The organism is Lentzea flava, from assembly GCF_014648475.1.
Taxonomy (GTDB): domain Bacteria; phylum Actinomycetota; class Actinomycetes; order Mycobacteriales; family Pseudonocardiaceae; genus Lentzea; species Lentzea flava.
Window position 1 is genome coordinate 75,780 of record NZ_BMRE01000031.1, and the last position, 22,594, is coordinate 98,373.

General features: G+C 69.9%; 24 protein-coding genes. 10 read left to right on the forward strand and 14 right to left on the reverse strand.

What is annotated here, in order from left to right; genetic code table 11:
• The first annotated feature begins 60 nt into the window (after positions 1–60).
• Both IEZ09_RS29130 and IEZ09_RS29135 read left to right on the forward strand, forming a co-directional pair.
• Positions 61–921, forward strand: coding sequence for an ABC transporter ATP-binding protein (locus IEZ09_RS29130; protein ID WP_229813049.1), 861 nt, complete (start codon positions 61–63; stop codon positions 919–921).
• Positions 921–1,736: an ABC transporter permease subunit gene (locus tag IEZ09_RS29135; RefSeq protein ID WP_189256986.1), complete on the forward strand. Its 816-nt coding sequence runs from the start codon at positions 921–923 to the stop codon at positions 1,734–1,736. The genes IEZ09_RS29130 and IEZ09_RS29135 overlap by 1 nt, the downstream gene beginning before the upstream one ends.
• A gap of 326 nt (positions 1,737–2,062) precedes the next feature.
• On the opposite strand, the gene IEZ09_RS29140 is transcribed toward IEZ09_RS29135, so the two are convergent.
• From IEZ09_RS29140 to IEZ09_RS29155, 4 genes are all read right to left on the reverse strand, one after another.
• On the reverse strand, positions 2,063–3,100 hold the full coding sequence (locus IEZ09_RS29140; RefSeq protein WP_229813050.1) for a molybdopterin-dependent oxidoreductase: 1,038 nt from the start codon (positions 3,098–3,100) through the stop codon (positions 2,063–2,065).
• Positions 3,097–3,696 (reverse strand): class I SAM-dependent methyltransferase, encoded by a 600-nt coding sequence (locus IEZ09_RS29145; RefSeq protein WP_189256987.1) that lies wholly within the window; start codon positions 3,694–3,696, stop codon positions 3,097–3,099. Before IEZ09_RS29145 ends, IEZ09_RS29140 begins: the two co-directional genes overlap by 4 nt.
• A gap of 109 nt (positions 3,697–3,805) precedes the next feature.
• On the reverse strand, positions 3,806–4,441 hold the full coding sequence (locus tag IEZ09_RS29150) for a TIGR04282 family arsenosugar biosynthesis glycosyltransferase (protein ID WP_189256988.1): 636 nt from the start codon (positions 4,439–4,441) through the stop codon (positions 3,806–3,808).
• Positions 4,438–5,076 carry a glycosyltransferase family 2 protein gene (locus IEZ09_RS29155; RefSeq protein ID WP_189256989.1) on the reverse strand — a complete coding sequence of 213 codons (639 nt, stop codon included), beginning with the start codon at positions 5,074–5,076 and terminating at the stop codon, positions 4,438–4,440. The genes IEZ09_RS29150 and IEZ09_RS29155 overlap by 4 nt, the downstream gene beginning before the upstream one ends.
• A gap of 127 nt (positions 5,077–5,203) precedes the next feature.
• Between IEZ09_RS29155 and IEZ09_RS29160 the strand changes: the two genes are divergently transcribed.
• Complete coding sequence (locus IEZ09_RS29160) at positions 5,204–6,406, forward strand: hypothetical protein (RefSeq protein WP_189257015.1); 1,203 nt, start codon at positions 5,204–5,206, stop codon at positions 6,404–6,406.
• Here IEZ09_RS29160 and IEZ09_RS29165 read toward each other — a convergent pair.
• The 4 genes from IEZ09_RS29165 to IEZ09_RS29180 all read right to left on the reverse strand — a co-directional run bounded on the left by IEZ09_RS29165 (position 6,393) and on the right by IEZ09_RS29180 (position 10,729).
• Complete coding sequence (locus tag IEZ09_RS29165) at positions 6,393–7,433, reverse strand: NAD-dependent epimerase/dehydratase family protein (protein WP_189256990.1); 1,041 nt, start codon at positions 7,431–7,433, stop codon at positions 6,393–6,395. The two genes, IEZ09_RS29160 and IEZ09_RS29165, sit on opposite strands and share 14 nt — an antisense overlap.
• Positions 7,434–7,486: 53 nt before the next feature.
• Positions 7,487–8,812: a sensor histidine kinase gene (locus tag IEZ09_RS29170; RefSeq protein WP_189256991.1), complete on the reverse strand. Its 1,326-nt coding sequence runs from the start codon at positions 8,810–8,812 to the stop codon at positions 7,487–7,489.
• Positions 8,809–9,480 (reverse strand): response regulator transcription factor, encoded by a 672-nt coding sequence (locus IEZ09_RS29175; RefSeq protein ID WP_189256992.1) that lies wholly within the window; start codon positions 9,478–9,480, stop codon positions 8,809–8,811. Before IEZ09_RS29175 ends, IEZ09_RS29170 begins: the two co-directional genes overlap by 4 nt.
• Positions 9,481–9,562: 82 nt before the next feature.
• Entirely contained in the window at positions 9,563–10,729 is a 1,167-nt protein-coding gene (locus tag IEZ09_RS29180; protein WP_189256993.1) for a beta-1,3-glucanase family protein, read from the reverse strand.
• 85 nt (positions 10,730–10,814) lie between these two features.
• On the opposite strand from IEZ09_RS29180, the gene IEZ09_RS29185 reads away from it, so the two are divergent.
• The 4 genes from IEZ09_RS29185 to IEZ09_RS29200 all read left to right on the forward strand — a co-directional run bounded on the left by IEZ09_RS29185 (position 10,815) and on the right by IEZ09_RS29200 (position 13,895).
• Complete coding sequence (locus IEZ09_RS29185; protein ID WP_189256994.1) at positions 10,815–11,786, forward strand: alcohol dehydrogenase catalytic domain-containing protein; 972 nt, start codon at positions 10,815–10,817, stop codon at positions 11,784–11,786.
• Positions 11,787–11,824: 38 nt separating this feature from the next.
• Positions 11,825–12,748, forward strand: a complete 924-nt coding sequence (locus IEZ09_RS29190; RefSeq protein WP_189256995.1) for a LysR family transcriptional regulator — start codon at positions 11,825–11,827, stop codon at positions 12,746–12,748.
• Between the two features lie 108 nt (positions 12,749–12,856).
• Positions 12,857–13,558 carry an SDR family NAD(P)-dependent oxidoreductase gene (locus IEZ09_RS29195; protein ID WP_189256996.1) on the forward strand — a complete coding sequence of 234 codons (702 nt, stop codon included), beginning with the start codon at positions 12,857–12,859 and terminating at the stop codon, positions 13,556–13,558.
• A 1-nt stretch (position 13,559) separates the two neighbouring features.
• Entirely contained in the window at positions 13,560–13,895 is a 336-nt protein-coding gene (locus IEZ09_RS29200) for a nuclear transport factor 2 family protein (RefSeq protein ID WP_189256997.1), read from the forward strand.
• On the opposite strand, the gene IEZ09_RS29205 is transcribed toward IEZ09_RS29200, so the two are convergent.
• The 4 genes from IEZ09_RS29205 to IEZ09_RS29220 are packed head-to-tail and all read right to left on the reverse strand — an operon-like array spanning position 13,892 to position 17,852.
• On the reverse strand, positions 13,892–16,216 hold the full coding sequence (locus IEZ09_RS29205; RefSeq protein ID WP_189256998.1) for a glycoside hydrolase family 65 protein: 2,325 nt from the start codon (positions 16,214–16,216) through the stop codon (positions 13,892–13,894). The two genes, IEZ09_RS29200 and IEZ09_RS29205, sit on opposite strands and share 4 nt — an antisense overlap.
• On the reverse strand, positions 16,213–16,890 hold the full coding sequence (locus tag IEZ09_RS29210; protein WP_189256999.1) for an HAD family hydrolase: 678 nt from the start codon (positions 16,888–16,890) through the stop codon (positions 16,213–16,215). Before IEZ09_RS29210 ends, IEZ09_RS29205 begins: the two co-directional genes overlap by 4 nt.
• Positions 16,891–16,897: 7 nt before the next feature.
• Positions 16,898–17,125: a hypothetical protein gene (locus IEZ09_RS29215; RefSeq protein ID WP_189257000.1), complete on the reverse strand. Its 228-nt coding sequence runs from the start codon at positions 17,123–17,125 to the stop codon at positions 16,898–16,900.
• A 25-nt stretch (positions 17,126–17,150) separates the two neighbouring features.
• Positions 17,151–17,852, reverse strand: coding sequence for a VIT1/CCC1 transporter family protein (locus tag IEZ09_RS29220; protein WP_189257001.1), 702 nt, complete (start codon positions 17,850–17,852; stop codon positions 17,151–17,153).
• 23 nt (positions 17,853–17,875) lie between these two features.
• Between IEZ09_RS29220 and IEZ09_RS29225 the strand changes: the two genes are divergently transcribed.
• The 3 genes from IEZ09_RS29225 to IEZ09_RS29235 all read left to right on the forward strand — a co-directional run bounded on the left by IEZ09_RS29225 (position 17,876) and on the right by IEZ09_RS29235 (position 19,969).
• A complete protein-coding gene (locus IEZ09_RS29225; protein ID WP_189257002.1) occupies positions 17,876–18,835 on the forward strand; it encodes a zinc-binding alcohol dehydrogenase family protein in 960 nt (319 codons plus the stop codon).
• 93 nt (positions 18,836–18,928) lie between these two features.
• Positions 18,929–19,573 carry a hypothetical protein gene (locus tag IEZ09_RS29230; protein ID WP_189257003.1) on the forward strand — a complete coding sequence of 215 codons (645 nt, stop codon included), beginning with the start codon at positions 18,929–18,931 and terminating at the stop codon, positions 19,571–19,573.
• 93 nt (positions 19,574–19,666) lie between these two features.
• Entirely contained in the window at positions 19,667–19,969 is a 303-nt protein-coding gene (locus IEZ09_RS29235; RefSeq protein WP_189257004.1) for an iron-sulfur cluster biosynthesis protein, read from the forward strand.
• A 296-nt stretch (positions 19,970–20,265) separates the two neighbouring features.
• On the opposite strand, the gene IEZ09_RS29240 is transcribed toward IEZ09_RS29235, so the two are convergent.
• Together IEZ09_RS29240 and IEZ09_RS29245 are read right to left on the reverse strand one after the other, a co-directional pair.
• Positions 20,266–21,252 (reverse strand): C40 family peptidase, encoded by a 987-nt coding sequence (locus tag IEZ09_RS29240; protein WP_189257005.1) that lies wholly within the window; start codon positions 21,250–21,252, stop codon positions 20,266–20,268.
• A 223-nt stretch (positions 21,253–21,475) separates the two neighbouring features.
• The gene (locus IEZ09_RS29245) at positions 21,476–22,414 is read right to left on the reverse strand and encodes a C40 family peptidase (protein ID WP_189257006.1); all 939 of its coding nucleotides are present in this window, start codon (positions 22,412–22,414) and stop codon (positions 21,476–21,478) included.
• Positions 22,415–22,594 lie beyond the last annotated feature (180 nt).

Sequence of the window (22,594 nt, forward strand, 5' to 3'; positions counted from 1 at the left end):
TATCTTCATGACGCTCCGAGGCGGACGACCGGGCCGGTCGGCGGGAACACGATTGGACCCATGATCGTGACGACGGAGAAGCTGACGAAGCGCTACGGCGACCGCGCCGTGGTGGACGAGGTCAGTCTGTCCGTGCGGCGGGGCGAGGTCTACGGGTTCCTCGGTCCCAACGGCGCGGGCAAGACGACCACGATCCGCATGCTGCTGGGGCTCGTGCAGCCCACGAGCGGCTCGGCCAGGGTGCTCGGTGAGGCACCGGGCACCCCCAGGGCGTTGCTGAAGGTCGGTTCCCTGATCGAGGGGCCTGGTTTCTACCCGTACCTGTCCGGCCGCGACAACCTGCGCGTGCACGCCGCCCGCCGCGGTGTGGGCAAGACGCACGTCGAGGCCGCGCTGGAGCAGGTCGACCTCACGGGCGCCGCGAACGAGAAGTTCCGCCGGTACTCGCTCGGCATGAAGCAGCGGCTTGGTGTCGCGGCGGCCCTGCTCGGCCAGCCGGAGCTGCTGATCCTGGACGAGCCGACCAACGGCCTCGACCCGGCGGGCATGGCCGACATGCGCGACCTGGTGCGGGCGCTCGCGGCGCAGGGGCAGACGGTGCTGCTGTCGAGCCACCTGCTCGGCGAGGTCGAGGAGATCTGCGACCGGGTCGGTGTGATCTCGCAGGGGCGGCTGGTCGCGGAGAGCACCGTCGAGCAGCTGCGCGGCGACACCGTGCTGCTGATTCGCGCCGACCCGATCGAGAAGGCGCACGTGCTCATCGAGGGCAGTTCGTTGCACGGCGACGTGCTGCACGTGCGTGAGACGGACGCGGGGTCGTTGGTGCGGACGCTGGTCCACGCCGACGTGGACGTGCAGGAGGTCCGGCCGCTGCGCCGGACGTTGGAAGAGGTCTTCTTCGAGATGACGGGAGTGGCGTGATGGGCAGCGTCAAGGCGGAGCTCCTGCGGCTGTGGAAGTGGCCGGCGACGTGGGTGCTGATCGGCGTCTGGCTGGTGATGACGCTGACGTTCGGCTACGTGTTCAACTACCTGGCGCTGAACGGCGGCACCAACACGCGTGGCGCGTCGCAGCAGCAGCTGATCAGCGCTATGCAGCCGGAGAACGTCGGCGCGGCCGTCGTGCGCGGCCTGCCGATGTTCGGTGGCGCGATCATCCTGGTGCTGGCCGCGCTGGCGGTCGGCAGCGGCTACGGCTGGGGCACCTGGAAGACCACGCTCACCGCGGGCCCGCGCCGGATCTCCGCGATGGCGGGAACGCTGGGGGCGCTCGCGGTCGTCGTGGTGTTGCTGGTCGCGCTGACGTTCGTGGTGAACCTCGGCGCGGCGATCACGGTGGCGTCGCTGGAGGGCTGGGCCTTCCGCCTGCCGGGCATCGGCGTGCTGAAGCCGCTCTCCGCGTCACTGCTGATCGCCGCCATGTGGACGGCGTTCGGCGTGTTCCTCGGCGTGATCACCAAGGGTCCCGCGCTCTCCGTCGGCCTCGGGCTGATGTGGGCGATCGTCACCGAGAACCTGTTGCGCGGCGTCGGTTCGCTGCTCGGGCCGGTGGAGGACCTCACCAAGGTCCTGCCCGGCGGCTCGGCGGGCAACTTGGCCGGTGCGGTCGGCGGATCCGGTGCTCCCGGCGTCCTGACCGACCTCAGCGGAACCACCGCCGCCCTGTTCCTCGTTGGTTACGTCGTGGTGTTCGTGGGGGCGGCCACGGCGCTGAAGGTGCGTCGCGACCTCGTATAGGGCCACGGCGGCCCAGGTGAGGGCGAGCACGACCGCGACTCCGGTGGGGTAGTCGCGGTCGTGCAGCCCCGGGTTGACCGGGCCGCTGTGCGCGCGCCACAGCAACGGAACCGCGAGCAGCACGACGATGCCGGAGACCGTCAGGCCGATGCCGATCGAGGCCCGTTTGACGACGAGGCCGGACGCTCCGACGAGCGGCGCGATGAGGAAGTCGTGCAGGACGACACCGCCGCCGAGCCAGGCCAGCAGCTCGATGGTGATCTGGGGGAGGAGCAGCCAGGCGCCCCACGCCGCGAGGGCCACGCCCGCGATGCCGATCAGGATCCTCACCGGACCTCCAGGGACGTGACCCACTTGGTCTGCAGCACACCCGGCCGGTTCGGCGCGATCAGCCGGCACGGATACCCGTGGTCCGGGGTGAGCTCCTCACCGTTGAGCCGCAACGCGAGCAACGTCAGCGGATCCCGCGCGAAGGCCTCTGGCAGCGTGGTCGCCCGGTACAGCCCGTCCTTCTCCAGCGACTCGACCCGCACGTCGCCTCCGGTCACCAGCTCGGAGATCCGCACGCCGGTCCAGGTGGCGTTCTGGCTCCACCCCTCGACGCACGCGATGGGCAGCTCGACGGTCGTCTGCGGCATGGCTCTGAGCTCTGCCAGCGAATAGCTCTTCGCTCCGACCTTCAGCCGCCAGTCCGGTGGCACCACGACGTTCGCGGCTTTCGCCGTCCGGTTCACCGGAAGCTCGCCGTCCGATCGCCACGCCAGCACCGAGATCTTGCGCAGCCACGGCACCGTGACACCCGCTGTGGCGACGATCGCGACACCCGTCGTCAACGCGGTCGTGCGCAGGAAAGCCCGGCGCGACAGGATGGTCTTCTCGGTCGACTCGGGTTCGAGCGAGCGCCGGATGAGCGGGATCTTCACCGCGATGTGCAGCAGCAGGGCACCGATGGCGATCCACGCCACGGCGTAGTGCGCGGTGGGGAAGTAGAACGACCACGGGTAGTTCTGCGCCGCGTTGAACAGCCCGGTGACGAGCTCGAAGAACGACGCCGCGATCAGCACGAAGATCGAGCCGCGTTCCAGCGCGTGCGGCACGTTCTTGACCAACGGCCGCTCGAACAGCTTGGGGTAGACGGTCCACAACTTGGCCAGCAGCAACGGGATCGACGCGACCCCGGAGATCACGTGCACCCCCTGCGTGACGCGGTAGAGGTCGACCGGGCGGGTCGGCCACGGCCAGTCGTGCTGCACGCCGTGGCTGAGCAGCCCGGTGACGAAGCACAGGCCGAACGCGATGCCGAGCCACGTGCCGACCCGGCTGGTCACACCCGTGTGATGGGCGGGCGCCCTGAACGTCCTCACAGCCGCTCCCAGCAGGCGAACCAGCGACCGGCGCGTTCGGCCTGCCACAGCAGGAAGAACCCGTCCGCGGGCACGGACTCCGCGTCGCTCCACGCCCACGGGAACCACGTGCCCAACGTGCCTTCCGTGCGCACGCGGGCCTGGCCGACGGTGAGCCCGGAGCCCGGCTGTTCGACCTCGACGACGACGGTTCCGCTGGGGCGCAACAGCTGCCGGACGCGGCGCAGGAGTGCGGCCGGGTCGCCGCCGATGCCGATGTTGCCGTCGGCGAGCAGCACGTGGTGCCAGCGACCTTCGCCGGGCAGCAGGTCGAACACACTGCGCCGGATCGCGACGCCGCCGCGTTCGGTGGTGCGCCGGATCGCGACCGGGGAGACGTCGACGCCGAGTGCCTGGACGCCGCGGGCGAGGAGGGCGGCGACGAGCCGGCCAGGGCCGCAGCCGACGTCGAGGGTGGGGCCGGTGCAGGCGTCGAGGAGGATCTCGTCGCCTCCGCCGGCGTCGGCCTGCCAGCGAGCGACGGAGAGCTCGCGCGGGGTCGTGCCGGAGAGGTCGAGCCAGCTGGGGGTGCCCTGGAGAGCCTGGTCGAACATCATCGGGCCACCGCCCGGCAGCCGAGCGCCGAAAATTGTCGGTGCTGTCTGGGAGAATAGAACCAGGGGACCCCTACGGAGGGGACCCTTGCGCGAGCGTGCGGTGCCGGCGTCATCGGGGCACCGCCGCGATCTCGGTCAGCGTCGCGGCGAACCTGCCACACGGCACCTGGGCCGCCACCGTGCGCGCGTCCGTCATCGTGTCCACATCGGACAGAACCGGCAGCCTCCGCACGTTCAGGCCCTGCAACGCGTTCAACGTCCGCGCACCCGTGTCCGCCCGCGACATCGGCACGTCCCGCAACACCTCGGCGCGCAACGGATCCCGCAAGCCCAAAGCCCACCACCCGCCGTCGAGCGCGAGACCGAGCGCCGCCTCCTCGAACTGCGCGCACGACGCCAGCAGCGACGGCGTCACCTGCGGCGTGTCCATCCCGATCTGCAGCACCGGCATCCCGAAGCCCGCGACATCGGCGTGCGCGTGCGCCAGCCGGTCCGCGAACGTCTCGCCGCGCTGCGGGATCACCACGCACTCCGCCAGCGCGTCCCGCACGTCGTCGCGCCGCACCACCCCGGCCAGCGCCACCACCGGCACGGCACCGGGTGTGGCCGCCGCGGCCGAGATCGTGTCGAGCAGCGACGCCGCCGCCACGTCCGCGGCCTCCTCCGGCGTCAGCGGCGGGCACAGGCGCGTCTTCACCTGGCCGGGAACCGGTGACTTGGCCATGATCAGCAGACAGAACCTCATCGCAGCACTCCCGCCATGTCGCGCGCCGCCCGCAGCGTGCCGCGCACCGAGCCCGACACCTTGGACCGCGTCCCCGCCGCCCGCGGCCCGTAGGCCACGTCGACCTCGCGCACCCGCCAGCCCGCCGCCGCGGCGCGGACGAGCAGCTCCAGCGGATAGCCGAACGCGCGGTCCCGCACGTCCAGCGCCAGCAGGTCCGAGCGACGGCACACCCGCAGGGGCGCGATGTCGTGCACGTCGAGGCCCCGGCGCCGCAACAGACGCGCGATCACGGCGTTGCCCGCCCGCGCGTGCCACGGCCACACCTCGGACCTCACCGGCACCCGGCGGCCCACCACCAGATCGGCATCGGCCAGCAGCTCCACCATCGCGGGCAGCTCGGCCAGGCTCAGCGAGCCGTCGGCGTCCGCGAACGCCACGAGCTCGGACGTGGCCGCGAGCAGGCCGGTGTGCACGGCGGCACCGTAGCCGCGGCGTGGCTCGTGCACGACCAGGGCGCCGCAGGCCTCGGCCACGCCGGGGGAACCATCGACGGACCCGTTGTCCACGACGATCGCGCGACAGCCGGGAGGCAGGGAAGCGAGGACCGCCGGCAGTGCGGCGGCCTCGTCCAGGCAGGGGAGCACGACATCCATGCGTCCACCCTGGACCATCGGAAAGTGTTGTGGTGCTTACGGAATTGTGACGCACGAAAGAGTTCTTACGATTGTCTTGCGTGGTCTGCGGGCGAGCGCGAGACCCCCTAGGTTGGGCGCGGTGCGCATGGTGCCGCTTGCCCCGCAGTCCGCCGTGAGACGCCCTGTCGCGGCGCTGACCGTCGCGGGGCTGCTCGTCACGGCCGCCGTCGTCGTGGGGTTGCTCGTCAACGCCCACCACCCAGGCCTCCTGTTCGCCTCCGCGGCACCGCTCTTCGGCGACTGGAAACCGCACTTCGGCCCCGGCACACCTGCGGCACTCCTGATCGCCTTCCTCGTCGTCGCCAAGGGACCCGAGCTCGCCCAGCACCGGTTCGCGCTGCCGATCGCCTACGTGACGGCGACGCTGTGGACGTTCTCGCTTGCGATGATCGACGGCTGGGACAGGTTCGTCACCAGGCTCACGACCGTGGACGAGTACCTGCACGAGGTTCCCGGCGTCACCGACGTCCCCGCGATGCTCCGCGGGTTCAGCGACCGCATCCTGGACTTCCAGCCCGACTCGTGGACGACGCACGTCTCAGGGCATCCGCCGGGCGCGCTGCTCACGTTCGTCGCGCTGGACCGCATCGGGCTCGGCGGAGGAGCGGCGGCGTCGATCTTCTGCGTCCTGGTCGGGTCGCTCGCCGTCGTCGCGATCCCCAAGGCCGTCAACACCAACGCGGTGCTGCCGTTCCTCGTGCTGTTCCCCGGCGCGATCTGGGTCGGGGCGTCGGCGGACGGCATGTTCATGGGCGTCGCGGCCGTCGGGATCTACCTGCTCACCAGGTGGCCGCTGCTGGGCGGTGTCGTGCTGGGCTGGTGCGTCTTCCTGTCGTACGGCCTGGTGCTGCTCGCCCCGCTCGCGATCGTCGCGGCGGGCAGGAGGATCGGCTGGGCGGTCGCGGGCGCCCTCGCGGTCGTGGTGGCGTTCGCGCTGAGCGGGTTCTGGTGGCTCGACGGCTACGAGCTCGTCAAAGTGCGCTACTACCAGGGCATCGGCGACATCAGGCCGTACTGGTACTGGGTGTGGGCGAACCTCGCGGCACTGGCGCTCGTCATCGGCCCGGCCGGGCTCAGGGGCCTGCGCAAGGACAAGTGGGTGGTCGCGGCGGCGATCGCGATCCTCGCGGCCGACCTGTCCGGCCTCAGCAAGGCCGAGACCGAACGGATCTGGCTGCCGTTCGCCGTCTGGCTCCTCGCCGGCACCGCCAGGCTCGACAAGCGGTGGCTCACCGCCCAGGCCGTCACGGCCCTGGCGGTGAACCACCTGGTGCTCACGAACTGGTGACCGGCTCCCGCTGCGCGGAGAAGGCGAACTCCCGCACACCCGCGGCGAACCCGACCTGAGCCTCGAAACCCAGCACGTCCAACGCTTTCGCCGGTGACGCGACCACGTGCCGCACGTCGCCGGGCCGGGCCCCGCCGACGATCTCCGGCGTCGGCCCGTCGCACGCGTCGGCCAGCGCGAAGGCCAGCTCGCCGATCGTGTGCGGCGAGCCGGAGCACACGTTCACCGCCTCGAACCCCGGCCGCGGTGACGCGAGCGCCAGCACGTTGGCCCGCGCCACGTCCGTCACGTGGACGAAGTCGCGCCGCTGCCTGCCGTCCTCCATCACGCGTGGAGCCACGCCGTTCTGCAGCGCCGAGCGGAAGATCGACGCGACACCGGCGTACGGGGTGTCGCGGGGCATCCGCGGGCCGTAGACGTTGTGGTACCGCAACGCCCACACGCTGCCGCCGGTCTGCCGCGCCCAGGCCGCCGCCAGGTGCTCCTGCGCCAGCTTCGTCGCGGCGTAGGTGCTGCGCGGCTCCAGCGGAGCGTCCTCCGGCACCAGTTCCGGCACGACGAAGTCGCCGCAGAAGCACCGCGGCTCGTAGATGCCCTCGGCCAGGTCGCCCGCGGACCGCTCGGCCCGCACGACGCCGTGCGAGAGGCACCGGTACCGCCCTTCGCCGTAGACGACCATCGACGACGCCAGGACCAGCCGGGTCACTCCTGCCCGGTACATCTCCGCCAGCAGCACCGCCGTCCCGAGGTCGTTGTGCCGCGCGTAGGAAGGCGCGTCGAACGGATCGACGCCGTGCCCGACCATCGCGGCCTGATGACACACCGCGTCCACAGTGGACAGCAGCGGGCGCAGCACGTCCGGAGAGGTGACGTCGCCGATGACAAGTTCGTGGTCCAGCGTCGGTGCGATGCCGTGCGCCTCGGGCAGCAACGCGTCGAGCAGCACGCAGTCGTGGCCCTGCGCGGCCAGCTCGTCCGCGACGTGCGACCCGATGAACCCGGCCCCGCCGGTGATCAGTACTCGCATCTCTCGACCGTAGGGCCGCGCGTCGTGACCGCGCGCTCCTGCGGCCGATGACGTCAGGACTTCGTAATAGCCGGCAGCTCGACCACGAACCGCGCCCCGCGCGGGAAGCGGTCCTCCACCCACACCCGGCCGCGGTGGCGGTGCACGTGCTCGCGGACGAGCGCGAGCCCGAGCCCGCTGCCCGTGTCGTCACCGCGGCTGCCGGGCTTGCCTCGCGCGAACCGTTCGAAGATCTGCTCCCGCAACGCCTCCGGCACGCCCGGCCCGTTGTCCTCGACCTCGACGCGCGCCACGTCGCCGTCCTGGCGCACCGCGACGGAGATCGCGCCGCCCGCGTGCCGTTCGGCGTTCTCCATCAGGTTCGCGAGCACCCGGTCCAGCCGCCTGCGGTCGCCGCGCACCCGCACCGGGGTCGCCGACACCGGCACCGCCCGCCAGCGCGTGGCGATCACGTTGCGCACCAACGCGCTCAGCTCGAGCTCCTCGGGTTCGTAGTCGTCGGTCTGGTCGGCCCGGGAGATCTCCAGCAGGTCCACGACCATCCGCGCGAACCTGTCGACCTCCGAGGTGAGCAGTTCCAGGGCGGTACCGGCGGTTCCCGGCAGGTGCTCGCGACGCCGGCGGAGCACCGCACCCGCGTTGACCATCGTCGTCAACGGCGAGCGCAGCTCGTGCGACACGTCCGAGGCGAACCGGGCGTCCCGCAACGCCCGTTGCTCCAGGGCGTGCGCCGTCGAGTTGAACTTCGCCGCGAGTGCGGCCAGGTCCGGATCGTCCTGGTCGGGCAGCCGTGCTCCGAGATCACCGCCGGCGATCCTGCCCGCGGCGCAGTTGAGCTCCGCCAGGGGTTTCAGCGCGCGTTTCGACGCCCACGAGCCCAGCGCGGCCCCGAGCAGCGCCGACGCGATCGTGCCCGCGATCAGCACCCCGCTGAGGAACCCGAACGCGCGATCGAGCTGCTGCAACGGGAACAGCTCCACGTAGACGGCATCACCCACCACGGGCCGCGACACGGCGATGACGGGCTGGCCGTCCACGGTGATCCGTTCCCGGCCAGGTGGGTGCTGCACGAGGCCGGACGGCAGCTGGGACGGCTCGACCGCACGGCCCGCCGTCACCATGCCCGCGGGGCTCAGCACGAGGATCGACGAGTCGGGGCCGGTGGTGAGACCGGTCAGCAGCTCGTCGAGTCCCGGCGAGGACAGCGACTTCTCGACCAGCCGCACGTTGACCTCGGCCTGCCGGGTCGCGCTCGCCTCCCGCTGCCGCAGCATGTAGCCGGAGGCGAGGTTCCACGTCGCGATCGCCAGCACGCTCGTCACGACCAGCAGCCCGAAGCCGAACGACAGCGTCACCCGGCAGCGCAACGTGAGTCTCACGAGCGGATCCGATACCCGGTGCCGCGCACGGTGAGCACCAGAGCCGGGTCGTCCGGATTGGCCTCTATCTTGCGGCGCAGTCTCCTTATGTGCACGTCGAGCAGCCGGGTGTCACCAAAGTAGTCATATCCCCAAACCTTTTGCAGCAACTGTTCCCTGGTGACGATTCGGCCGCCCGCACCAGCGAGTTCCAGCAGCAGCCGGAATTCGGTGCGGGTGAGATGAACGCGTTCGCCCGCTCGGTGCACGAGCCCTTCCTGCGGACGGATTTCCAGATCGCCTATCCGAACCGCCTCCCTGCCGGGACCGCGCCTGCGCAACAACGCGCGGATCCGTGCCGCGAGAACGCTCGCCATCAACGGTTTCGTGACGTAGTCGTCCGCTCCCGCCTCGAGCCCGGCGATCACGTCGTGCGCGTCCGTCCGCGCTGTCACGACGATGATGGGCAGGTCACCGCGGGACCGGAGGGTCCGCACGACCTCCAGCCCGTCGATACCGGGCAGCGTGAGGTCGACCAGGACCACGTCGAACCGCTCGGTCGCCAGACGCCGCAACGCCTCTTCACCCGAACCCGCCTCGTCAACGGTGAAATCCTCGTCGGACAACGCGAGGCTCAGCGCCTGCCGGATTCGCTCGTCGTCTTCGACCAGCAGGACCTGTACGCACACAACGACTCCACTGTGTGAGAGCCGCGGCGACGACGCCTCACACAGTGGAGTGAAAGTCGATCAAAAGCAAGATTGCTTCGGTTCAGAATGCGGTCAGCGTGATTTTGGCCGAACGCGGGTTGGGTTCGTGGACAAGTGACTCGAAGGCGCCGACGTCATCGAACGCGAACCCGTACGCCTTCCCGTCGACCATGTTGGCGTGCACGATCTTCGAGTAGTGGTTGGTGGTCGAGCGGGTGTAGAACTGGCTCGCGTCGTAGGTCGGCTGGGTGTGCAGGTACCCGAGCGTCGAGCGGTTGAGCGCGGCGCACAGCGACCGGGAGATCGCGCCGACGTCGTTGTTCGGGGCCGCGAGCCTGCCGTCGCAGTTGAAGACGTCCCGCGTCGACGGCTGCTGGAACGACGCGACCTGCTGGCCCGCCGTGTTGGTGAAGGTGAGGACCCCACCGCTGGTGCGGCCGGTGAACTTGCGGTTCGGCTCGTTCTGGTACGGGACCACGGTCAGCGGCGTGTTCGCGTACGTCGACCACGCGCTGCTGACGTAGTTCTGGAAGTACGTGCTCGAGAACACGCCCGCGTCGAGCCCCTTGCTGGGGTTCAGGACGCGCAGCCTCGTGCCGTCGGACCGCGTGTGGATCAGCCGTGCCCAGTCGCCGCCGAGCTGCTGGTGCTGGTCGAAGATGCGGTTGCGGCCACCCGCGACGAGCTGGCCGGTCCGTTTGGTGGCGCCCGCCTGGGACGTCGCCTCGACCGCGTGCGGGACCGAGAACATGTCGACCTGGGAGCTGTTCAACCACAACCCGCCGCCGTTGTAGGTGAACTCGCTCCAGTCGAACAGGATGTCGCGGTTGGGGTCGCCCGCAGCCCACGGTGCGGGCTGCACCAGTCCGTTCGGCACCAGGCCGAACTTCAGCTTGTCCCGGAAGGACATGTAGAGCCGGCCGCCGGCGAGGTTGATCGGGATCTGCAGGGTCCGGCTGCCGCCGTTGCCGGGGCCGGGGATCGAGACGTCCGGCGCGGGTGACGGAGGAACCGTCCCGCCGGACCAGGGGGTGAACTGACCGCTCGCGTTGACGTAGCCGAGCCTGCCGTTCATCTCGCCGGTGATGTACAGGTAGACGGCGTCGCCACGGCCCGAGTTGTTCGTGACGGTGAGCGGGAGCAGGCTGGGTGGAGCGGCTTGTACTGGTGGGGACAACGTTGTCAGCCCAAGTAGGGCCGATGTCGCGAGCAGCAGGAGCTTGCGCATCGACTATCTCCTCACTGAGACAGGGTGTTCGTGAGAGCGCTCCCATGGTCAGCGTGATCGCGTAGATATGTCAAGAATGGTTCTCATGCGCGCGCTTACGGTGGATCTTGCACGAGCCGGGTCTTTGTCGTTGACCGAACTGCCCGACCCCGTGCCGGGTCCGGACGAGCTGCTGGTGGAAGGACTGGCCATCGGTATCTGCGGAACCGACCGCGAGATCGTGCGCGGTGAGTTCGGTACCGGTGGGACTCTCGTGATCGGACACGAGTCGCTGGGCAGGGTGATCAGCGGACCGGGGTTCGAGCCCGGCTCGCTGGTGGCAGGGGTGGTGCGGCGGCCGGACCCGGTGCCGTGCGTGGCGTGTGCGCGCGGGGAGTTCGACATGTGCCGCAACGGTCAGTACACCGAGCGAGGGATCACCGGCCTCGACGGCTACGCCTCGACGTTGTGGACAGTGCCTGCCGCTTATGCCGTCGGTGTCAGCTCTGCGACAGGTGTGCTCGTGGAGCCGGCTTCGGTGGTCGTCAAGGCGTGGGAGCGGCTGGATCAGCTGGCGCTGTTCCCGTTCGAGAGCGTGCTGGTCACCGGTGCCGGGCCGATCGGGCTGCTGGCGGCGTTGATCGGGGTGCAGCGCGGGCTGGACGTGCACGTGTTCGACCTGGCCGAGTCCGGCCCGAAGCCGGACCTCGTGGAGTCGCTGGGCGCGACCTACCACCGGAAGCTCCCCGATCACCCGGTGGTGATCGAGGCGACCGGCGCGCCCTCGCTGGTCGCGCAGCTGCTCGGGCGGGACCTGGTGTGTCTCACCGGCGTTCCGTCCACCGAGGTCGTGCCGGTGGATCTCGGGCAGGCGAACCGGGATCTGGTGCTGCGCAACGGGATCGTGTTCGGGACGGTCAACTCGAACGTGCGGCACTACCGGGAGGCGTCGGCCGTGCTGGACCGGGCGGACGACGCCTGGCTGTCGGCGATGATCACTCGGCGAGTTCCGCTGGAGTCCTGTGTGGAGGCTTTCGAGCAGCGGCCGGGAGATGTGAAAGTGGTGCTGGAGCTGTGAGCACGGCGTGAGAGCCTCAGCCTCCTAGGATGCGAGGCGTGGAACTGCGCCAGCTCCGGTACTTCCTCGCGGTCGCGGACGAGCTGCACTTCGGCCGGGCGGCGGCACGCCTGCTGATCGCGGGACCGTCGTTGTCGCAGCAGATCAAGGCGCTCGAACGGGACCTCGGCGTGGCGCTGTTCGCCCGCGACCGCCGCACCGTCGCCCTCACCGCCGCCGGTGCCGCGCTGGTGCCCGAGGTGCGGGCGTTGCTGGAACGGGCCGATGAGCTGCAACGGCACGCACGCCAGCTGTCCGGGTCACGGCCGGTGCGGATCGGGTACGTGAACTGGCTGCCGTCGGACCTGAGCGCGCGCACGGCCGGGATCGCGCAGCTCTACGTGGACGCGTGGGTCGTGCCCTCGCACCAGCAGGCGGCGCGGGTCGCCGACGGCAGCCTCGACCTGGCCGTGTGCTGGATCCGCAGGGCCGACGCCGCCCAGCTGGGGCTGACGACGCGGTTGCTCGGGGTCGATCGGCTGTACGCGGTGGCGGTGGGCACGGACACGAGCCCGGTGCGGGCCGCGGACATCGCGGTGCTCGTGGACGACGACATCACGTCGTGGCAGTCCTGGAACGACTACGCCGAGGAGTTCGCCGCGGACACCGGCGCTCGCGTCCGGCGCATCCACAACGGCGCCATCACCGGTCCGGCGTTCTTCGACCACGTGCGGGTGTGCACGACGCCGGTGCTCAACTCGCCGAAGGGCCAGACGACGCCGTTGCCGCCCGATCTCGTGCAGCGGCCCGTCGTCGACCCCGAGGTGCTGTGGACGTGGTCGCTGGTGTGGCGCAAGGACGAGAGTCGGGCGGACGTGATCGCGGCCGCCGAGGCGATCACGCGGGACGTCGGCGATCTCGGGCTGCACCGCGACGGGGTCTGGCTGCCCGCCGACGACCCGCACCGCGCGCTGGGAGGCTGAGCCTCCCACGAAGGAGAAAACAGGTCGCAATTCCGTGAAATGAACTCGGGAGTGCGAGCGGTTGTGGCTGTCAGTTCCACAACTTCTCCTTCGAAAGCGAGCAAGGAAATGAGCAACAAGGTGGCCGTCGTCACGGGTGCGTCGCAGGGAATCGGCGCGGCGCTCGTCCCGGCCTATCGCAAGCTCGGGTATTCGGTCGTGGCGGTGTCGAGGTCCATCGATTCCTCCGACGATCCGGAAGTGCTGGCGATCCGGGCCGATCTGGCCCAGCCGGGGGAGGGTGCGCGGGTCGTCCGTGCGGCGCTCGCGCGGTTCGGCCGGGTCGACACGCTCGTCAACAACGCGGGGATCTTCGTCGCGAAGCCGTTCACCGAGTACACCGACGAGGACTTCGCCGCCGTCACCGGCACGAACCTGGTCGGCTTCTTCGACATCACCCGCAGCGCCGTCGCGGCGATGCAGGAGAGCGGCGGGCACGTGGTGAACGTGTCCACGGCACTGGTCGACCACGCGTTGTCGGCCGTCCCGTCCGCGCTGGCGTCGCTGACCAAGGGCGGTCTGAACGCCGTCACCAGGTCGCTGGCGGTCGAGTACGCCACCAGGAACATCCGCTTCAACGCGGTCGCGCTCGGCATCATCCGCACCCCGATGCACGCGCCGGAGACCCACGAGGCGCTGGCCGGGCTGCACCCGGTCGGGCGGATCGGCGACATCTCCGACGTCGTCGACGCGATCACGTTCCTCGAGCAGGCCGGCTTCGTGACGGGCGAGATCCTGCACGTCGACGGCGGCCAGAGCGCGGGGCACTGACATGGCCGTCACCGACGTCATGGACCGGTGGAAGGACGCCGTGGACGCGCACGAACCGGAGCGCGTGGCCGCGAACTTCACCGAGGACGCGATTTTCCAGGGACTCAAGCCCTACGGAGTCGGGCGGGAAGCAATCGCCCGGTACTACGATTCTCAGCCTTTTGGACTGAAAGCGGAGTACGAGGTTCTCGAAACGCGGCAGCTCGCCGAGGATTTGGTCCTCGGCTACCTGGAAGTCGATTTCTCGTTCGTCGACCGGCCGACGATCACCGTGAACCTGAGCGTGCTGATCAAGGGAGACCTGATAGCGCACTACCAGGTCTCCCGTCTCGGCTAGTGCCTGCGCGGCTCCCGGCCGAACGGCGACCTCGGCCGTTCGAGTTCGGGAGCCGCCGGGATCGGCATGGTCACCGGGTTGCCCGCCGTGATGGTGATCGGCTCGCCGTGGTGCTTCGTCCTGAGCTCGGTGCCGTCCACGATCCGGTAGGTGGCCTCGGTCGCGCACACGTCGATGGCGATCCTGGTGCCCCGGAACGCCATCCGGAACGAGAACCGGGTGAGCGCCTCCGGGAGCCGGGGCGCGAAGGTCAGTTCGCCGCCGTGGTCGCGCATGCCGCCGAACCCGGCCACCAGCGCCATCCAGGCGCCCGCCAGCGACGCCATGTGCAGGCCGTTGTTGACGTTGTCGTGCAGGTCGTGCAGGTCGGTGAACGCGGCCTCGACGAGGTAGTCGAACGCCAGCCCGAGGTGGCCGACCTCCGCGGCCAGCACGGCCTGGGTGCCCGCCGACAACGACGAGTCCCGCACGGTCCTGGCCTCGTAGTAGGCGAAGTTGCGGGCCTTCTCCTCCGGCGTGAACACGTCGCCGCGCACGTGCATCGCGAGCACGAGGTCCGCCTGCTTCACCACCTGGCGGCGGTACAGGTCGAAGTACGGGTAATGCAGCAGCAGCGGATACTTGTCCTCCGGCGTGTTCTCGAAGTCCCACTCCGCGTGCTTGGTCCAGTTGTCCGCCTGCGGGTGCACCTCGAGCATCTCGTCGTAGGGAACCGCCATCTCGTCGGCGGCGCGGCGCCAGGCCGCGATCTCGTCCTCGGTGGCGTTGGCCTTGTCCGGGTGGCGTTCCGCGGCGTCGGCGGCTGCGCGCAGGTTCTGCTGGGCGATCAGGTTGGTGTAGACGTTGTTGTCCACGATCGCCGAGTACTCGTCCGGGCCCGTGACGCCGTCGATGCGGAAGCCGTCGTGCCGGTCGTGGTGGCCGAGCGACAACCACAGCCGTGCGGTCTCCGTGAGGATCTCGGTGGCCTCGTCGCGGTCGAAGCACTCGTCGTTCGTGGCGTTGAGGTACTGCTGGGTGGCGTAGGCGACGTCACCGGAGACGTGGAACGCGGCCGTCCCCGCCGGCCAGTACGCGCTGCACTCGGCGCCGTTGATCGAACGCCACGGGAACGCGGCGCCCTTGAGCCCCAGCACTTTCGCGCGGTCGCGGGCCTTGTCCAATGTGGAGTGACGCCACCGCAGCGCGTCGCGGGCGGCGTCGGGCAACGTGTAGGTGAGCACCGGGAGCACGAACATCTCGGTGTCCCAGAACGCGTGGCCGTCGTAGCCGGGGCCGGTGAGACCTTTTCCGGGAATGGCACGGGTTTCACCGCGGGCACCGGCCTGCAGGATGTGGAACAGCGCGAACCTGATCGCCTGCTGCAGCTCGTCGTCGCCCTCGATCTCGATGTCGGCGACCTGCCAGAAGTCGTCGAGGAAGTCCCGCTGCTCCTGGAGAAGCCCCTCCCAGCCGGTCTGCAGCGCCCCGGCGAGCGCCGCTTCGACCTGCGCGCGCAGCGCGGGCGTGGAGCGCTTGCCGGACCAGCCGTAGCCCAGGTACTTGGCCAGCTTCAGGCAGGAGCCCCCCGCGACGTCGACGGCCGCGGTGAAGCGGGCGAGATCGGCTTCGGCGCGGATGTCCGTGCGGACGTCGACGCCTCCCGCGACGTCGATCTCGTGGTCCATCGCGGCGGCCATGCGCAGGCCGGACACCTTGGTGTGGTGGCACAGCACCGCCCGCGTCTTCTCGGCCATCGTGAAGTCGTTGACCAGCGGCGACTCCAGCGCGGCCGCGACGCGGGGATCGTTGGTCCGGTGGATGGTCGGCTCGTTGGCCAGCAGGTCGGACTGCACGACGAGCTGCACGTCGTCCATCGGCTCGACCTCGTACCGGATGGCGGCGACCGCGCGCTGCGTGAACGACACGAGCCGTTCGCTGCGCACGATCACACGGCGACCGGTCGGCGACTCCCAGAGCGTGCGGCGGCGCAGCGTGCCGGTGCGGAAGTCGAGGACGCGTTCGTGCTCGATCGCGTTGCCGTAGCGCATGTCCAGCGGCTCGTCCTCGACCAGCAACCGGATGATCTTGCCGTCGGTCACGTTCACGACGGTCTGGCCGGCCTCGGGATAGCCGTAGCCCGCTTCCCCGTACGGCAGCTGGTGTTCCTCGTAGAAGCCGTTGAGGTACGTGCCGGGAAGGCCGCGCGGCTCGCCCTCGTCGAGGGTGCCGCGCATGCCGATGTGGCCGTTGGACAACGCGAACGTCGACTCGGTGCGGTGCAGCTGGTCCACGGCGAGGCCCTGCCAGCGCAGCTGCCACGGTTCGATGGCGTAGCTCATGACAGCAGCTCGTCGAGCTCGTTGACGACCACGTCGGCGCCGTTGGTCTTGAGCGCCTCCGCCTGGTTGCCGCGGTTCACGCCGACGACGAACCCGAAGCCGCCCTTGTGGCCCGCCGCGACACCGGCGAGCGCGTCCTCGTAGACGGCGGCGTTCTCCGGCGGCGTTTTGAGCCTTCTGGCGCCTTCGAGGAACGAGTCCGGTTCCGGTTTGCCGTGCAGGTTCGACGCGACGATCACGTTGCCGTCCACCAAAGCGTCGACGTAGTCCAAAAGGTTGCCCGCGCGCAGCACGCGCATGGCGTTGGCCGACGACGTGACCACGCCGATGGGCACACCGGCCTCGCGCGCGGCCTGGAGGTAACGGACCGAACCGGGGTAGGGCGTGATGCCCTCCTCGTCGATGATCTGGTTGACCAGGTCGTTCTTCTGGTCGCCGATCCGGCGGATCTCGTCCTCCTGCGGGGTGAGGCCGCGGGAGGCGAGGAAGCTGCGGACGCCGTCGTAGCGCGGCTTGCCGTCGACGTAGGCGAGGTAGTCCTGCTCGCTGAACGGCTGGCCCATGCTCTCGAACGTCTGCTTCCACGCCTTGCGGTGCAGGACCGCCGTGCTGGTGAGCACGCCGTCGAGGTCGAACAGCAACGCCGTGATCTTCTCCGGGATGCCGAGGCTCATGCTTCGATCATGCACCCGTCTCGTCGTCCTCGCCGCTCTCCGGCCGTTCCTCCGCGAGACGCTCGTCGAGGGGGCGCGGGTGGGCCTGCTCGTACTCGGTCATCCCGTACTTGTCGGACTCCGCCCAGCCCTCCTCCGGCTCGGTCTCCAGCGGGTCGTGCTTGATGTTGTCCTCGTCCAGGGCCTCGAAGTCCTCGGTGTCCTCGGAGATGTACGCACCACGTTCTTCGCTCATGTCCTGGGCAATACCCAGTTCGGCCCTATCCGATGCTTTGGCCGACGAGCGAGCCGATGCCGTACGTGACACCCATGGCGATCAGTCCACCCACGACGTTGCGGACGATCGCGCGCTGCCGCGGCGCCCCGCTCAGCCTGGCGCTGACGTAACCGGTCAGCGCGAGGGTGGCGACCGCGGCCACGACGGTGATCGGGACGCGGAGGCTGGTCGGGCTGAGGATGATCGCGGCGAGGGGCAGCAGGGCGCCGACGGTGAACGAGATGAAGCTCGCGATGGCCGCACCCCACGGGTTGGTGAGCTCGTCCGGGTCGATGCCGAGCTCCGCCTCGGCGTGGGCGGCCAGGGCGTCGTGCCGGGTGAGCTGCTGGGCGACCTCGTGCGCGGTTTCCGGGTCGAGCCCCTTCTCCTGGTAGATGTCGGCGAGCTCCTCCAGTTCCTCCTCCGGCATCTCCTTGAGCTCCCGGCGCTCCCTGGCGAGCAGGGCGCGTTCGGCGTCGCGCTGGCTGCTGACGGAGACGTACTCGCCCGACGCCATGGACATCGCGCCCGCGAAGAGCCCGGCGAGGCCCGCGACGAGGATCTGGGCCTTGTCCGTGGTGGCACCGGCGACACCCACGACGAGGCTGGCCGTGGAGACGATGCCGTCGTTCGCGCCGAGAACCCCCGCGCGCAGCCAGTTCATCCGGTCGCCGGTGACCTCGTCGTGGGGCTCGTCGTGCGTCATTTCCGCAGGCTAACCTGGAGATCATGCTTTCGTGGCAGACCACGCCGCTGCGGTTGGTGGATGTCCCGGTGCCGTCGCCGGCGCCGGGGGAGCTGCTCGTGCGGGTGCTCGCCTGCGGGGTGTGCCGGACCGATCTGCACGTCGTGGACGGGGATCTGCCCGTGCACCGGCCATCGGTCGTACCTGGCCATCAGGTCGTGGGGGAGGTCGTGATCGCCGCCGGTGACTTCGTCGTCGGTGAGCGCGTGGGAATCGCCTGGTTGCGGCACACGTGCGGGTCTTGCCGGTTCTGTTTGCGCGGTGACGAGAACCTGTGCCCGTCGTCGTTGTACACCGGGTGGGACGCTGACGGTGGTTATGCGTCTTATGCGGTCGTACCTGCTGCTTATGCGCTTCGGCTGCCGGCCGGGTATTCGAACGAGACTCTGGCGCCGTTGTTGTGCGCGGGGATCATCGGATATCGGGCGCTGAAGCGCGCCTGTGTTCCTGACGGCGGGCGATTGGGGATCTACGGGTTCGGCGGGTCTGCGCATCTGGCGGCGCAGGTGGCGGTCGCGCGTGGGTACGAGGTGCACGTGGTGACCCGTTCTGCCGCCGCTCGTGAGCTGGCCCTGTCGCTGGGGGCGGCCTCGGCCTCCGCTGACGTCCCTCCGGTGCCGCTGGACTCGGCGGTGCTGTTCGCGCCGGCCGGGACGCTGGTGCCGGCTGCTCTGGAGGCGCTGGAACGGGGCGGGACGCTGGCGATCGCCGGGATCCACCTGTCCGACGTGCCGGGGCTGTCGTACTCGCGGCACCTGTTCCAGGAGCGGCAGGTCCGGTCGGTCACGGCGAACACGCGGGCCGACGCTCACGAGTTCCTGTCGTTCTGCGACTCGCACCGGCTGTCGGTGGCCGTGCGGCCGTACCCGCTGGCCGAGGCGAACCTGGCCCTGTCGGACCTCCGCTCCGGACGCGTGACCGGCGCGGCGGTTCTTGTGGTTTGACCTGGTCAGAGGCCAGATGCTCAGTTTTTGTCAGACCTGCGTGGCACCATGTCGAACAGATGTTCGTGTGCGTGCTGTGGGAGGTCAGTTCCGATGCAGATCGATCCGAGTCGCTGGCCGGGCCGCGTGGTGCCGTCGACCGACTCCGACGTGGACACCGCGGTCGAATCCCTGTGCGTGCGAGCCTCGTGGCCGGACGCCGACCGCCGGTGGATCCGCCGCCTGCTCGAGCCGTGGTTCAAGGCGGGCTGGAGCGTTGACGCCCTGCTGGTGGCCGTCGACACCCGCCCGGACGGCACCCGCCAGGGCAGGCCGCGCTCCCGCGCTCAGGTGGCCCACGAGTTCCTGCGGGCCCGCCTGATGGTGTGGACGGCGGACGGCGCCCGCCTCGCCCGCCCACCCCTGACGGGCATGTCGCTGGGCGAGTGGTTCCGCGTGAACCGCCGCAACGCCGCCCTGAACGCCCCGCGCCGCGGCGGCGCCCTCGGCACGGAGGGCGAGCGTGCACGGGCGGAGTCGCGCGCCCTGGCCCACCGCCGCGACCCGGTGGAACGCAGCCGCGAGAAGGGCCGCCGCCGCCAGGAGGTGCTCGACAGCCTGCTGGTGCCGGGGCAGGAGGCGCCGTCGTTCGCCGACTCGTGGCGGCTGGTGGCCGAGCTGATCCCGGTGCCGCGGGTGTGTTCGGCGTGCGGGCACGTGCGCAACGAGGTGGCGCGTCCGGCTCATCGCGTCGCATAGGGCTCTCACCTGCATCTTCGGTGAACGGTGATTGAACCGGGCACAGGTTGGGAACACGAGACGAGTTTCCCGTTGCCTGATGAAGGGCCCGACATGCTCGAAGTGACGCCGATGGCTGCCGAGGTCATCAACGAGCTGACGTCGCAGTCAGCCGCCACCGACGACGGCGTCGGCCTGCGCTTCGCACTCGCCGCCGACCACAACAGCCAGGCCGCCCTGGAACTGTCCCTCAGCGAAGCCGTCGACGGCGACCAGGTGGTCACGGCCGACGCGGGTGCCAAGGTCATCATGGAACCGGCCGCAGCGCAGTACCTGGACGACAAGGTCCTCGACGTGCGCCAGGACGCGGAGGGCAACCCGGCCTTCGCGATCGCTCGCCAGGACCCGACGACGTAACCCACCGCGCCGCTTCCGGCGCGGCCTTCGCCTCCGCCTGCCTGCCTGTGTGGTTCGCGCGGGTTATCGGGCTGTGTGGTCGCGCCGGAAGGGTTGGCCGTGGTGTGTGTGACGCAGGACGGCCTTCTCCCCGAACCGGACCGGCGTACGCAAGACGGCCTTGTCGCGAGCCGGGCGGGGTAGGCATGACGCCTCCCGAGCCGGACTGCGGGACGCAAAGCCCCTCCCGAGCCGGGCCGCGGCACGCAAAACGCCCCCTCCCCGAACCGGGGAGAGGGCGCTGCAAAGCGGCGTGATCAGCCCTCGATGCGACGAACGACGCTGATCGGACCGATCGACGTGATGTCGGCGATCCTCACCGGCACACCTTCGGTCGACGCGTGCACGGCGCGGATGCCGTCCACCGCCATCGCCACGTGGGACTGGCTCGAGTAGTAGACGATGATGTCGCCGGCCTTGATCTCGCTCGGGCTCACCTGGCGACCGGCGGCCGCCTGGGCGTAGCTCGTGCGGCCGATGGACACGCCCGCGTAGCGGTACGCGGCCTGGATCAGCGACGAGCAGTCCCAGCTGTCCGGGCCGTTGGAGCCGTAGACGTACGGCTTGCCGCGCTGCGCCAGGGCGAACTCCAGGGCCTTGCCGGCGGTGCCGGGCGGGACCGAGATGTTCGACATGTCGCCGTTCTGCGCCAGCTGGTTGCGCACCGACTGGCTCAGCGAGTTGTACTGGGCCTTGGCCTCGGCGAGCTGCTTGTCGAGGTCGGCCTTCTTCTGCTGGATCTCGTCGAGCAGCTTCTTGGACGCCTCGGTGGCCTCGTTGGCGGTCTTCGTCGCGGCGTCCGCGGCGTTGACGGCGTCGGTGAGGCCCTTCAGGGCCTCGGCGTTGTCGGTCGCCAGGATGTTGATGGCCGACATGCGGTTGAGGAAGTCCTGCTGCGAGTCGCTCACGAGCAGCGCGGAGATCTGGTTGAAGCGCGCGCCCTGGAACGTGGACTCGGTGAGGACGTCCACCTGGCCGCGGAGGGACTCCTCGGCCTTCTTGGCGTTGGCCAGGTCGGCCTTGGCCTTGTCCAGTTCAGCCTGCTTGGCCGCGAGGTCGCCCTGGGCCTTCAGGTGGTCCTGGTTGAGCTTGGATGCCTGCTCGGACAGCTCGTTGTACTTCTTGAGCGCGTCGGCGGCAGAAGGCTGTGCGGTGGCCGGGGTCGTGGGCAGCGCGGCGGCGACGACAGCAGCCGTCGCGACGAACGCTCCACGCACGGTACGGCGCGAGGGTTGCGACACCACGTCGCGGGTCCTCCTTCTTCCTGGCAGCTGCCTCCGCGAGAACTACTGCGCGTGAGGCGGCAACCTTGGCGTGTGCCCCGAGTGGGTTAACTGCTGGGCCGAAGGTCTCGGACAGGTTACGGAACGACCTTGTGTTCGTCCACCACCGGGTCCTCAACAGTTCACCGGCACGCACGCTCTCACAGTCGTCTACGTCGCTTTATCGCGGGGTGGGAGAGAAACGTCACCCGACGACCCGGCGAATCACCGAAATGGGACCGATGGAGTCGATGTTCGCGACTTTCACCGGGATGCCCTCGGTGGACGCGTGCACCGCGCGGACGCTGTCCACGGCCATTGCGACGTGCGACTGGCCGGAGTAGTAGATGATCAGGTCGCCCGGCGCGACCTCGTTGCGGCCCACCGCCCGGCCGATCTTCGCCTGGTCGTAGGTGACGCGCGGGATGGACACGCCGGCGGCCCGGTAGGAGGCCTGCGTCAGCGACGAGCAGTCCCACGAGTCGGGCCCGTTCGAACCGAACACGTACGGCTTGCCCTGCTGGCTCAGCGCGAACTCCAACGCCTTGCCCGCCGCGCCCGCGGGTGCCGTCACGGTGACCTTGGGGCCCGTGGCGGCCAGCGTCTGCTTCTGCGGCGCCGACAACGACTGGTACTTGGTGCGCGCGGCCGACACCTGCTGGTCCATCTCCGCCTTGCGGGCGGACACGTCCGCGACGAGCTTCTCCGCCGCGGCGGCCGCGGCGGTGGCGTCGGCACGGGCCTTCTGGGCGGCGTTCAGGGTGGCGTTCATCCGCGCCACGGCCTCGTTCTGGTCGGTGGCGATGATGTTCATCGCCTGCATCCGCTCCAGGAAGTCCTGCTGGGAGGTCGACGTCAGGAACGCCGACAGGTTGTTCAGCCTGGCACCCTCGAACGACGCCGTGGTCAGCACGTCGACCTGGCCGCGGTACTGCTCGGACTCGGCGAGCGCCTTCTTCTCCGCCTCCGTCGCGATGCCCACGATCGCCTTGGCCTTCGCGAGGTCTCCCTGGGCCTTGAGGTGGTCCTGGGTGAGCTTCTCGGCGTGGTGCGTGAGCTCGGTGTAGGTCTTGAGGGCCTCGTCGACCGGTTGCGCGTGCGCCGTTGGCATTGACACCACGGTCGCGGCGACCACGGCGGCCATAGCGGTTGTCCTTGCAGCACGTCGGCCGGGCACGCGGCCTCCTCGGAGAGTCGGGAACAGCTTCTGAGGAGGCGTACGGCCGAACAGCCGACGGGGTTCAGCCCAACCACCCTGTTCGACGGCACGCGGGGCCCTTTCGTGCGGCAGGGGCGGTTTCTAGGGGTCCTCGCAACACCTGAT